Origin of the sequence: Sulfurospirillum arsenophilum NBRC 109478, assembly GCF_000813345.1 — a bacterium.
GTDB classification, from domain to species: Bacteria; Campylobacterota; Campylobacteria; order Campylobacterales; family Sulfurospirillaceae; genus Sulfurospirillum; species Sulfurospirillum arsenophilum.
On the sequence record NZ_BBQF01000002.1, the window covers coordinates 460,430 to 473,114 of the forward strand.

Sequence of the window (12,685 nt, forward strand, 5' to 3'; positions counted from 1 at the left end):
ATATCAATGTGAGATTTTATCTAAATGCACGATATAGCGTCTTCTGTTTTTTGATATATAGTAATTGTAAAAGAAGAATGGACTAACTCCATCCTTCTCTGAAACACAGAAATTTATTAATAAAGAATCCCATAAATATTGTTTTGCTCAACAGTAATATTTTTAAATTGACTGTTGGTAAAATCTTTATCTACTGTTAGTTTTCCACCTTGAAAAGTATAAATTTTCTTATCTTTGAAAAATATTGGTTGTGGTTGATTGTGATATGTTACGTATTTTCCAATAGGTGTTTTGCTGAGATTGATTTCTCCTAGATATGTCAGATGTTGATCTTTGTCCACATTATAAAATTTCGTCAAATGCTGATCGCTTGAGGTTTCACCTATTAAAGAAAATGAACTATCTGCTGGAGTACAATAGATGTATAATAATTGGTTTTCTTCCAGAATTTTTTCCCATTCATTATCAAATTTTGATAATTTTTTTCTGTAGATGATTGTCTTTTTTGCTTTTGGATCGTTACTGAAATCATGATGTTGCAAATAAACCCATCCGTCAGGCGATATTGTTAGGTTGTCACCATATGGAACTTTAATTTTTTGTTTGATTTTTTCAGACTTTGGATCAAATATAACAATATTTTTTTCTTTCTCTATTTTTTCAATAAAATATAATTCATCGCTATGATCACTGACAACGAGATTACAACACTCATCTTTAACTTGGGGAAAACTCATTGTCTTATTCTTGTACAAAAGAACTGTTTTTTCTTGGTCATCTCTTTGTAAATAAATATTGTTTTGACTTTTTACAACATCAAACATGTCAAAAGGACCTTTGATTGGCGGTGAATATTCATAGGATGCCACGAGGTTTTTTAAACTTCCTGTTCCTAGATCGTATATGGTCACTTTGTCCGCATAGAGAGTGGAAAAACACAAAGATAAGATTAAAAAAAATGTTTTCATTGTTTTGCTCCTTTATGCAACACAAATGCCATATTTAGGCAGGATATCATGAAGAACTGTTAGCCTATGCTCCTGAATTGCATCATGAAAAAGCTTCCAATCGCTCTTTAAAAATTCTTTTGAATATGGGAATTTCTCATTGTGATCATCTTTTTCTTCTAACTGACCTGTTGCTTTATGTTTCCAAGAATCTTTGCCTTTGGCAATATATGTGAGATCTTGAGCTTCAAAACTAAAGTCACCTTTTGCAATAGATGCTAGCCATCGTGCATGCCTCTCATTTTCATCTGGTTCAGTAAAAGATTCAAGATTTCTTTTTATTCTTGCAAAGTTGAATTCGGCATTTTCTGTCAACTCATCACTAAGTTCACCCATTCCAGAGTCAAACCTGTATCTAACTAACTCTCCAAACATTGCTTTTGCTGCCATCATAAAATCATCCAAATTATCTCTTTTGATTCTTTCACCTAGACCATTTACGTATGACCATCTAAGATAAGGCTTATCTGGGCATTGCAGGGCGGGACCGTGTCCCATTGGAAAAGTTGCGCTTAAGGTGGCAGAGTTTGCTTTATTAAATAAACCCATATCTTCGTTTTCCATTTCTAAATCTTCTATTTTGTTCATATCGTGGATCATCCCTACAAAACCTTGATGTGCGTATGTATCAGCATAAACGTGCATTGTAATTCCAAGTCTATGAAGGGAGTAATCTTTATCACTGTTTTTTACGCAATAACTAACCATTTCTTTTGCAACATAGCTATCGGGTTTGCACACTAATTTGTCGATAAACGATGTATCAGGGTTTTCATTTTCCATTTTACCTTCATTGCCAGGTAAAAAATGAAAAGGAACCCAAACCAAATGGTTTTCGTATTCATTCATGTGCTCACTCAAATCATACACACCATGTGCAGAGCATATTCTAGAATACATTGCACCATTTTCAAACTTTATTAGTCCCGAATTTGTGGCATCATCTACATACTGTGCTGCATATGCAATTACCTCCGCCTCTTCGTGTTTAAAACCCGCCATTCTCGCTAGAACATATGTCATACCATGGTGACAATCTATTTGCATCTATACTCCTTTTTAAGAATTTCTATTATTCAATTATTGAATTATTAAACTCTATTGACCAATTATAACCTTCATCTCTGTTGTAATTATAGAGGACCACTGTTCCATGGCTATTATCCATATAGGTTCGCCCCATATTAAGACAAAATGACGCTTGAGCGCTGACAAATAAACAAACTTTTTTATGTTGACTTAGTCTTTCTATATATTGAGATAATTCTTTTAATAAGTCATCTTGAGAAATTTTGTTTGAAAGTAAATCATGTCCCATTCCCGCAGAGTTTTTGAGATAGAGCGTTTGGTTTTGCAAATGGGTAGGTAGGGAACTTTTTTGAATCTCAAAGGTATACGATAGTGCTATACCTACTTCATTGCCTTCATTACTCTGTAGTTGTAAAATGATGTTTTCTATTGTGTGCCCTTGAGGATGCTTATTATCGTCTAAGACGCTATGTACGTGATTACCTATTTCGCTCAATGTGTACCATTCGCTCCTACCCCTATTATAATCCATTATATTGACTTTTCGATAGCCATTTCTTAGCAAACTTCCTAGTAGAAATAAATAAGGAAAAGAACCAAGAGAGGCCATATAGATATTTTTTGCTTCCCTGTGCTCTATATGTCCTCGAAAAGTTTTTTTGTTATATTTGTAATCATCTACTACTTCATTTTTGTTATAGGTGTCAATTTGTTCTAAAGGTACAGAAATGCAAAAAGCCTTTATAAATGAAGGTAAGAATTTTTGTGCTTCATCTTGAGAAGTACCATGAATATTTGCCCCTAAATAAAGAATAGACATATTGTCTTTATTGGCATTTACAAATTTATAAATACACATCCCTAAGCCAACAATGATCAAAATGGAACCAAAAAAAGTCAACGCATATGAAGGTGGTTGAAATGACAAAGCCCAATCAGCTTTTGAAATAACAAACTGCTGTAAGAGCGAAGTGAATATGGGTCCTCCTGTTAATAATACAACCCCACTTCCTAACATATAAGTTGCAATTCTGACTTGAGGATCTTTTTTAAAAAGCTCAAATACCCTGAGGGCAATATTAAGCAGTTTGTCAAACATTTTTTAGCCTTTCAATATTGATTTTCCTTCGTGCTAAGCAAATCTTTTCAGCTTTTTTTATAACCGTATTCTTAGTTTTAGAATCAATTTCTGAATTTGAATTTTTAGCTTCTTTCTCTCTTATTTCTAAAACTTCAGGATCATTTGGCTCAAGTCCTCCACCTTTCCATTCTCCAGAATATAGCCACTCTTCATAGTAATATAACCATAAAATTGTCCAAGGAATGTATGTATCTGGCAAAGTCTTACTGCTTTGCCATTCGTTATAGTCTGGAAAAGTTAAACAAAGTCTTTGTGTCTTATGATTGTAGATATGAGGAACAGGATATCTCTTACTCCCAGTTTTTGGGAACATCGGATAGAGTAAATAGATATAAGGGTTGTACCCAATAAATTCAATAAAGAGAATTCTATACTCTTCGCTTATTGGAGTGGGCTTAATTGAGAATTCAAACCAAAAATAATCATTGTCCCGATGCCACTCTTTTTGATAGATAGGAATATTGCCTTTGTAGTTGGTACAATGGATAAAATCTAATAAAAAGCTTTGTAGTTTTTTGGGCCGAGAATTTTTTTTATTCCGACGTTTTTTATTTTTTGTCAATTGTGTTGCTCGCTACCATAAAAAGTATTTTTAGCGACATTGCTAGATAAACCATTATGACTTGATATGATACCTCCAGCTAATAACCCATTTGCTCTACTATTCGCTACTTCGTGATTAAGTGATTCCATTGCCAATGTGACATATTTTTGACCAAAAAAGTCATTCATTCTGTTGCCAACAACATTTAAGCCTTCAAGTTTCAATATATCCTCAATATCATTGTAGAGACTTTCTTGCCATAGCTTAAAAGCTGTATAGTAGTTCTTGTCTGTGTTCCACTTTTCAGCAAAATTTTCTTGCGCATTTGTTGGGTTTTCAACCCAATATTCTCCACGCAATGTTTTTATGCGATTAGGTAAGTTCCTAATAATGATTTTTAAAAGTTCTATAGGTGAAGCAGAAATACCACCCTGCACTAAATCTTTATATAAGTTGGCTGTCATAGTTGTTAATAGGATAGAGATAGGCTTATAGTTAGTTAATTCTTTATTTTTTTCAGCAAAATAAACATCTCGATGCCTTTTGAAAAGTTGAATACTTCGTTTTAAAAAGCCTTTAAATGCTTCAGCGGAAGGTAGCATTTCGATATTTGCGTCAAATGCCAAACCTCTATTTTCATTTGAAATTGAAACTGGCATAATTTTATCTATCTCGTCAAACCATTTAGCAAATCCTTTAGGATTGCTATCTTTCCAATCTTGAAGCTTTTTATCTGGAACATATTCGGCATCATGTCTGTAAGGATTTGTACCAAAATGTGTATTAGTATTAGGTATTGAAGGTGTGATATCCATATGAAAATCACCTGCATAATTTAATCTCCACCCTCTATTTAGAGGCTCTAGTATAGTCTTATAGTACCCATGTTCCAATAATCTTTTCCCTATGAGATTTCTTATTACATTTGGATTGTTATCCATTGTTATGTTTGGTAAATGTGCTACCAAATCAATATCAAATTCTTCTTCATTGTAAGGTTTAATTGTAGTTCCTAACCTCATTGAACCTTGTGGATAAATATCTGTTTTTGCAAAATGTCCATCCCCTGAATCTGCAAGCCATCTAGCAACAGCTAAATATTTTCCTTCTGCGTCCTCAAATTTTGATTGTGGTAAACTCATTTGATCCGTAATGGCAACTAATAATTTCCAATACAAAGAGTCTTTTTGTTGTAAAGCCAAGCTGTCTCCTTTAAGAAGATAATATTTTTATTATAATATTAGCACTATTAAGAAACACAAACACTATATATTTCAAAATGAAATGCTAATATTTAAAAAAATTAACAAAAGGCTAGTTGTTAATCTTCCACTCATCATATCCTCGTTACAATAACTGATAATTCATCTCGTTTATTTAAAGGTCACTTTGTGTCATTATTCATTATTGCTGATACGCACTTTTGCCATGACAATATTAAACTCTATGAACCTTTACGTGAAAATATTGATGATGAAATGATGATTGATTTATGGAACAGTGTTGTGCGTGCTGAAGATGAAGTGTGGCATTTAGGTGATTTTGCCTTTAAATCCAAAGGTTGGGATTATGCCAAAGTGCTTAAAGGAAAGATTACACTTTTAAAAGGTAATCATGATTTTAAAAAAAGCACCTCTTTTTTAAAAGAACATGGTTTTGAAAGAGTGATTGATTCGATTGTGTTCGATATCCCTTTAGAAGAAAAGCAAGTAATTGAGCAACGTTTGCAGGATACTTTCTCTCAAGAACTTTTAGACTCATGTATCTGTTGGATTCAAGACTTTCAGGGCAAACGTATCTTATTCTCCCATTACCCTTGCTTTTATCATGATGTGTATGCACAAGAGATCGAGAATGAACGCAAAGCAGTATTAGAAACATTGTTTGATTGGTGCCACTGTGATTTAAATTATCATGGGCATATTCACTCTAAAATCAACGAAGATAAGCGTTGTGTGAATGTTGGTGTGGAACACACACGGTTTATGCCTTTAAAGCTCTGCTAGATAGCTTAAATAAGGAAATCCTTTCTCATGAAAATTGATATTCTCAGTGACACCCATTTTGATAGCTGGTTTGGATACTCTCATACACAAAGTCCTACCTTCTTTCCTTCCAAAGATGCCGTGATTGGTTTTTGGCGTACGTTTAAACCCAAAGGGAATTATTTAATCCTAGCAGGAGATATTGGACACAGTATTGAACAAAACATTCATATCCTCAAACATCTCAAGGAAGCTTTTTATCAAGAGATTATTCTGGTCTTAGGCAATCATGACTATTATCTTATTGGACATGAATACATCACCACGTATACAAAAGGCGGTCTTCAAAAAGCAGAAGCTGCCAAAGAAGCGTATAGAAATAATGGTTTTATTGTATTGGATGGAACCACAGTTACATTAGAGGGAATCACCTTTGGTGGTGCTATGGGGTGGTATAACAGTGCTTATGTTCAAAAAAATCTTCACTCTCTTAAAGCCATGCAAACATTAGCCTATTACTATGGTGATATTGAAGCTTTTTTACAAGATCTTTGGGGTGATGCTATCAATGATAAGAAACACATGAAGATTGATTATTTCGATGCCCTATACCAAGAAGAATATACCAAATTAGAAAGTATTCATCAACACTGTGATGTTATGATTAGTCATTACAATCCAAGCATTGATATGAAACATCAAACACCTGGTTGGGAGAAGAATCCAACCACATCTTTTTTCTGTTTTAATGCAGAAGAACTGATTCAAACAATGCGTGCCAATCTTTGGATATATGGGCATAACCATACCTCTTATGACTACACACGTCAGGATAAACGCTTTATCACTAATGCGTTAGGTTACAAAGGGGAAGCTAAGGAGATGAAGATTGTTACGATTGAGTTATAAGAGTATTTATATCAAGGCTATTTTATGAGTAACGAGTTTGAAGCTGGTGTGTACATTGATTCATTATAGTATGAATTAGTACAAGATACTTTGAATGTTCACAACACTTGGCAGATCACCTGAGAGTTGATTAGTAATACAAAATCAATACAATCTTTGGCTTGCAAAAAAAGGCATTGAATATTGGAAGTTAAAAGGTTGATTTGGCATTAAATATAATATGCCAAAGAGTAACCATAAATTGTGCTACAATTTTCATCTCAAAAGTAGTGTGATGTATGCCCCCTTTTAGTTGGACATTCCAGTGTCCTTCCACTTCTCACATGTACTATCTTTTCATAATGATGCTAAGGTCGGAGTGCTAAAGGCTCGGGCCTTACTATTTTCACTTTTTATTTCTTATTTCTGAACCTATAATTCAACCATATAAATATCACATTTTTAAGGAAGGTATATAAAGAGCCTAATTCAAGGGCTTTTTTTATAAGTTAAATATCACATTTATAAGTCAATGATGTTAACTTACAAGAAACGATTAGAATATCGCATCATCTTGTAAGTTAATTTGTAAGTTTATTAGGCGAAGTATGTGACATTATAGGTGGCTATTTTAAACTCTAACGCACTGAGTAAAAGTGGGATAAAAAGCAGACTCCAACGGATCAATTGTCACTCCCGATCATCGGCTCAAACTCGCCTGACTCGGTGTTAAAGTACTCAAGTTCTCCTGTTTCTAAATGATAGTACCATGACCTTATAAAAAGATCGCCTGCATGAACACGACGCTCAACATCAGGATACGTTAAAAGATTTTTAGATTGAAACAACAGTGAAATTTTCTCGGTCAACTCTAACCTTTCAGGTTGAGTCACATCTTGACTAATCAACTTTTGAGTGACATAATTTTTAGCGTCAAGTCCTAATTCAAGCCATTTTTTGACATGCACTAAGTTAATGTCGGTGATTTTGGTGTACATCGTCTCAATCGCGCCACAATGCGAATGACCACAGATGATAATGTCCGTTACTCCCAAAACCGAAACCGCATACTCAATACCCGCCGCAGTAGCATGAAAATCGTTGTCGGGGGCAAAAGGAGGAACGAAATTGCCAATGTTTCGCAGTACAAAAAGCTCTCCCGGTGCAGAGTTGGTAATCAAAGAGGGATCAACCCGTGAATCGCTACACGCGATAAATAAAACTTTTGGATGTTGACCATTTTTCACAAGATCCAAAAATTTATTTTCATACTTTTTAAATTTGGTATCTTTAAACTTCTCATATCCGCTAATAAGCTCAGCTATCTTCATCATCAAGCACCCTTTTGAATTTTAGATGGGTAATTATAGTGAATCAGAATGAAAAAGAAATTACAAGCACAAAATAACTATAATTGCATCTATATCATTCATTATAAAAGGGAAAAAATGGAATTTAAAAATGTTGCTGTAAAGAAAAAAGCAAACGTTTACTTTGATGGCAAAGTCATCAGTTATACGCTCACATTTGAAGATGGATCAACCAAAACACTTGGCTTCATGCAAGTAGGAGACTATACGTTTAACACAGGTGCTGCCGAGATTATGGAGTTTTTTAGCGGAGATCTTACGGTAGAGCTTCCAAACCAAAAAGAGCCTTTAGTCATTCACGGCTCTGCCATATTTGAAGTGCCTGCAAATTCAAGTTTTACATTACATGTAACTTCTATTGCAGACTACTGCTGTTCTTTTGTACAATAATCTCAGGCGCTCTGAGTAGCGCTTCTAAATCGGTGACATTCAAGGGTTTACTAAAGTAGTACCCTTGAGCTTCATCGCATCCATTTTCTTTTAAAAAGTCTAACTGCCCTTTGGTTTCAACACCCTCAGCAATGGTCTTAAGTCCCAAACTTTTACCCAATGCAATAATCGTTTTAACAATCGCGCGATCTTCTGGATCAACGTCAATGTCGCGAATAAAGCTCTGATCAATTTTAAGCTTATAGACTTTAAAACGTTTCAAATAACTAAGTGACGAATACCCTGTACCAAAATCATCAATGGAGAGACGTATTCCTTTTGCAGAGAGCTCATTCATCGTCTCTATCGCATGAATAGGATTTTGTGCTGCGGCACTTTCGGTCAATTCAATCTCCAAAAACCATGGTGGAAGCTTAACTTCATCGATGATGGTACTGACCAGTTGTGAGAGATGTGCATGGTGAAACTGAACAGCTGAGAGGTTGACTGCGACACTTATGGCTGGAAAGCCCATGTCGATCCACGCCTTCATTTGCTTCGCGGCAGTGCGCATTACCCATTCACCAATCAACAGTATCTGTCCACTCTCCTCTGCAATAGGAATAAATTCTACAGGAGAGATCATACCAAGCTCTGGATGATGCCAGCGAAGTAACGCCTCAACTCCCACAATTTTACCATCGCTCAATGAGATTTGAGGCTGATAATGAAGAGTGAGTTCGCCTCTTATATGCGCATAACGAAGTGCATTTTCAAGACCTAAGATACGAGCAGACCTGCTTTGAATCTCAGAGGTAAAGAAACGATAATTATTTCTACCATTTTGTTTTGCCAAATACATCGCAGCATCGGCACATTTAAAGAGTGTATCGATATCTTTGCCATCATCGGGATAAAGCGCTATACCAATGGAAGCGGTAATAATCAGTTCATTATTTTCTAGCTTAATAGGCTGTTCAATCGCTTGCAGAAGCCTTTTTGCCATATGCGCGGCATCATCCACGCTCACCCCTGGTAACACAACGATAAATTCATCGCCACCTTGGCGAGAGAGTGTATCGACTTGACGAAGCAGTGGTTTAAGTCGTTTGGAAACTTTCACCAAAAGATCATCACCTATGGCATGCCCTAGTGTGTCATTGATATTTTTAAAGTGGTCAAAGTCAATAAACAGTACCGCCAACTGTTCATTTTGGCGCTGAACGATGCTGAGATCATGCTCTACGCGAAGACGAAGTTGGAGTTTATTAGGAAGTGCCGTAAGCGGGTCAAAGTATTCTAGTTTTTGAATTTTTTCTTCATTTTCCTTACGTGCGGTGATGTCACGAGCAATACCAAGAACACCTAATAACTCTTTTTCTAGGCCATAAACAGGTGTTTTAATGGTTTCAAAAATCCCGTTATACCCATCTTCTTTAAAACTCAGTTCTTCTTCATTTCGTGTTGGAGCTTCTGCTTCCATCGCAATAATATCATGCGTTCTAAAAAAATTTGCAAGTTGAAACTCTACAAAATCATAATCGCTTTTACCTACAATATCTTTCTCTTTTGCACCAAAAAAACGCTCAAATGCTTTATTGCAAAAGAGATAAATACCATTAGGGTCTTTCAGCCAAATAAGATCGGGAATGGCATCTAAAAGAACTTCAAATTGACGCTCTAATATGTTTTTTTCGCCTGTCGTTTGAATCACTTTGGATTCAAGTGCAATTTTAATAATTTTAAGCTCAATTAACAGCTTTGCCATATACGCTAACATTAAGGCAAAGACCAATGCACCAAGCTCCAGCAGCATAAAGGCCATAGGGTTACCCCACCCTTTTGTAGGTGCTAATGTAATCGTCCATGTATTATTAGGGACTTCAAATGTATACGAAATGGGGTCGATCAACTGTGTATGCGCGGACTTAAAGATGATCTGTTTCTCGGACGTATCAGGATGTTTACGCCACATCTCATACGAAAGCCCTTCCGCTTCAAGCTGTACATTTTTAGCCGTATCAAAAATCTCAGAAATGCGAATAACGGCTACTGCAAACCCAAAAAAATTCTCTTTTTTAGCTCTATCTTCAAAAATAGGCAAACGACCGAGTAAACCAATGCCGCCTTGAACCAATTCAAGGGGACCTGCTAGGGTTAGATTACCGCTTTCTCGTGCTAAAAAGGACTCTTTACTTTGATTTTTTGCTTCAAAGAGATTAAGGCCAAGCGCTTTTTCATTGCCAGCAAGAGGTGCTACTTGCTCAACGATACCACGAGGAGCAATCGCAAGTTCAATGACACCCGGATAGGAGGGTAAAATTTCCGTTACAATTTCTTCAAAATTGCGGATAAATTCACCATTATTTTGTTTCAATAAAGCTTCAAGGGTATAGGTAGACGAGAGTGCTCGCTCAAGGTTAAATTTGATGTCATAACTATAATTTGCAGCAATAGTATAAACTCTTGCACGCTCTTTTTCAGATTCAAGCGTGTGGAAATTAAAAACGGTTAAAGAAAGCAGTGAAAAGGAGAGTGCAAAAACAATGACTAAGATAGTTTTAGGATTGCGTAGTTGAAGTAAAATAGATTTATTCACGCTACACCCTCTTTTTAAGATACTTCTATTGTATCAAAAAATTGCTTTGGCAAGAAGGGAAGCCGATGCAAACGCCCACTGGAAGTTAAACCCGCCAAGCTCTCCTGTCACATCCAGCACTTCACCAATAAAATAAAGATCTTTGCATTTTGTGCTCTCAAAACTAAGAGGATTGATTTCATCTGTACAAACCCCTCCCCTTGTCACTTCAGCTTTGGTGTAACCAAAATTGCCCGCAGGTGCAAATGTATAGGCTTTAAGCGAACACAATGTTTCTCGCTCTTGAGCAGTAAGTTTAGAGAGCACTTTATCTTCCATACCACCTGCATCCAAAAATGCTTTAATCAAACGTCTAGGAAGCCCCAGTGCGGTGATAATCTGTTTTTTACTCTGCTGTTTAAAAAGAGTATCCATGTTCTTAATATGCGGAAGAAAATCAATCGTGATGTTACCTTTTTTCCAGTAGAGCGAACCACTCAGCACAACAGGACCACTAATGCCTTTGTGCGCAAAAAGAAGGTTTTCGCTAAAGCTTTTTCCCTCTACATGTAATGTGACAGGAAGTGCTATGCCACTCAGCTCCTTCATCCAAAACTGCTCTTTTTGAAGCGTTAAACCAACCAGTGCAGGTGAAGGACTCACGATGGTGTGCCCAAAATGCTCTGCAATTTTATAGCCTATATCACTCGCCCCAATGCTAGCATAACTAAGACCTCCACTGGCAACAACCACTTTTCTAGCATAGATTTCGCCTTTGTCTGTTTGAATAACAAAGTGCTCATTTTTCTTTACATGTAAAACTTTTGTTGAGAGATAAAAGGTGCAGTAAGATGTGAGTCGCCCAAAGATAGAAACCAACTCTTTAGCACTGTTGGCACAAAAAATCTGCCCGTGAGAGCGTTCCTCAAGGCTAAGTCGGTGTTTTTTAACAAAAGAAAGGGTTGCAGAAGCATCAAAAGAAGAGAGCACCGGTGCTATAAAAGAGGCATCACCCAGATAATTCTCTGAAGTTGCAAAACGGTTGGTGAGATTGCATTTTCCACCACCCGAGATAAGCAGTTTTGCACCTATTTTAGGGTTGGTATCAACAAGCGCTACATCGTGCCCTTCAAGATGACTTGCCGCCATCAGAGCGCTTGCACCCGCGCCAATGAAGAGAATATCGTGGATTTTCACGCTTGTTCAAAACTCTCAAAATTTTGACGAATCGCATCGTAGAGAATAATACCAGCAGAAGTGGCTTGGTTCAAGCTTCTGCCAAGTTTGCCCATAGGAATGGTAATCGCATTTTCCCATTTGAGTTGCATAAGCTCCATCGGAAGCCCTGTGGATTCACCACCGAAAAAGAGAAAATCACCTGGTTTAAATGAGGCTTCAAAATAGGTCTTTTTCGTTTTGGTTGTGGCAAAAAAGAAATGATCTACTTTGTCTTTATGCGCCTCTAAAAAAGCGTCTAAATTTTCCCAAACTGTAACGTCCAATAAATGCCAATAATCAAGCCCTGCACGCTTAACAGTCTTATCGCTTATCTCAAACATCGTGGGTTTGATGATGTGCAGTTTACAGTCAGCATTGACGCACATGCGCCCAATGCTACCTGTATTTTGAGGGATTTGAGGGTGAACTAAAACGATGTTAAACATAAAATAATCTCCAAATTAACAAAACTGACCACGATCTTCTTTCTGCCACGCATGTGGCTAGCTTTAGTGCCTAGTGCAACGTAGCTTTTCGGGCTTTGCCCAAAAAGCGT

At 36.4% G+C, this 12,685-nt stretch carries 12 protein-coding genes; 3 read left to right on the top strand and 9 right to left on the bottom strand.

Features of this window, described 5'->3' with window-relative positions; genetic code table 11:
• Positions 1 to 116 precede the first annotated feature (116 nt).
• From SAR02S_RS06610 to SAR02S_RS06630, 5 genes are read right to left on the bottom strand one after another with little or no spacing between them, the layout of a single operon-like run.
• Complete coding sequence (locus tag SAR02S_RS06610; protein ID WP_041958058.1) at positions 117 to 968, bottom strand: hypothetical protein; 852 nt, start codon at positions 966 to 968, stop codon at positions 117 to 119.
• 12 nt (positions 969 to 980) lie between these two features.
• Positions 981 to 2,054: a DUF6765 family protein gene (locus SAR02S_RS06615; RefSeq protein WP_041958059.1), complete on the bottom strand. Its 1,074-nt coding sequence runs from the start codon at positions 2,052 to 2,054 to the stop codon at positions 981 to 983.
• Between the two features lie 25 nt (positions 2,055 to 2,079).
• The gene (locus SAR02S_RS06620) at positions 2,080 to 3,135 is read right to left on the bottom strand and encodes an SAVED domain-containing protein (protein WP_041958060.1); all 1,056 of its coding nucleotides are present in this window, start codon (positions 3,133 to 3,135) and stop codon (positions 2,080 to 2,082) included.
• The gene (locus SAR02S_RS13205; RefSeq protein ID WP_052433554.1) at positions 3,128 to 3,739 is read right to left on the bottom strand and encodes a type II CBASS E2 protein; all 612 of its coding nucleotides are present in this window, start codon (positions 3,737 to 3,739) and stop codon (positions 3,128 to 3,130) included. Before SAR02S_RS13205 ends, SAR02S_RS06620 begins: the two co-directional genes overlap by 8 nt.
• Positions 3,736 to 4,923, bottom strand: coding sequence for a nucleotidyltransferase domain-containing protein (locus SAR02S_RS06630; protein WP_041958061.1), 1,188 nt, complete (start codon positions 4,921 to 4,923; stop codon positions 3,736 to 3,738). Before SAR02S_RS06630 ends, SAR02S_RS13205 begins: the two co-directional genes overlap by 4 nt.
• Positions 4,924 to 5,112: 189 nt before the next feature.
• Here SAR02S_RS06630 and SAR02S_RS13210 point away from each other — a divergent pair, with 189 nt between their 5' ends.
• Together SAR02S_RS13210 and SAR02S_RS06640 are read left to right on the top strand one after the other, a co-directional pair.
• On the top strand, positions 5,113 to 5,727 hold the full coding sequence (locus tag SAR02S_RS13210) for a metallophosphoesterase family protein (RefSeq protein ID WP_052433555.1): 615 nt from the start codon (positions 5,113 to 5,115) through the stop codon (positions 5,725 to 5,727).
• Between the two features lie 27 nt (positions 5,728 to 5,754).
• Positions 5,755 to 6,615, top strand: a complete 861-nt coding sequence (locus SAR02S_RS06640; protein WP_041958062.1) for a metallophosphoesterase — start codon at positions 5,755 to 5,757, stop codon at positions 6,613 to 6,615.
• A 662-nt stretch (positions 6,616 to 7,277) separates the two neighbouring features.
• On the opposite strand, the gene SAR02S_RS06645 is transcribed toward SAR02S_RS06640, so the two are convergent.
• Positions 7,278 to 7,925, bottom strand: a complete 648-nt coding sequence (locus tag SAR02S_RS06645) for a carbonic anhydrase (RefSeq protein WP_041958400.1) — start codon at positions 7,923 to 7,925, stop codon at positions 7,278 to 7,280.
• Between the two features lie 117 nt (positions 7,926 to 8,042).
• Between SAR02S_RS06645 and ppnP the strand changes: the two genes are divergently transcribed.
• Positions 8,043 to 8,354, top strand: a complete 312-nt coding sequence (gene ppnP / locus SAR02S_RS06650) for a pyrimidine/purine nucleoside phosphorylase (protein ID WP_041958063.1) — start codon at positions 8,043 to 8,045, stop codon at positions 8,352 to 8,354.
• On the opposite strand, the gene SAR02S_RS06655 is transcribed toward ppnP, so the two are convergent.
• From SAR02S_RS06655 to SAR02S_RS06665, 3 genes are read right to left on the bottom strand one after another with little or no spacing between them, the layout of a single operon-like run.
• On the bottom strand, positions 8,320 to 10,932 hold the full coding sequence (locus tag SAR02S_RS06655; protein ID WP_041958064.1) for a bifunctional diguanylate cyclase/phosphodiesterase: 2,613 nt from the start codon (positions 10,930 to 10,932) through the stop codon (positions 8,320 to 8,322). The genes ppnP and SAR02S_RS06655 overlap by 35 nt on opposite strands.
• A gap of 33 nt (positions 10,933 to 10,965) precedes the next feature.
• A complete protein-coding gene (locus SAR02S_RS06660) occupies positions 10,966 to 12,108 on the bottom strand; it encodes a BaiN/RdsA family NAD(P)/FAD-dependent oxidoreductase (RefSeq protein WP_041958065.1) in 1,143 nt (380 codons plus the stop codon).
• The gene (locus SAR02S_RS06665; RefSeq protein ID WP_041958066.1) at positions 12,105 to 12,575 is read right to left on the bottom strand and encodes a tRNA (cytidine(34)-2'-O)-methyltransferase; all 471 of its coding nucleotides are present in this window, start codon (positions 12,573 to 12,575) and stop codon (positions 12,105 to 12,107) included. The genes SAR02S_RS06660 and SAR02S_RS06665 overlap by 4 nt, the downstream gene beginning before the upstream one ends.
• Positions 12,576 to 12,685: the final 110 nt, after the last annotated feature.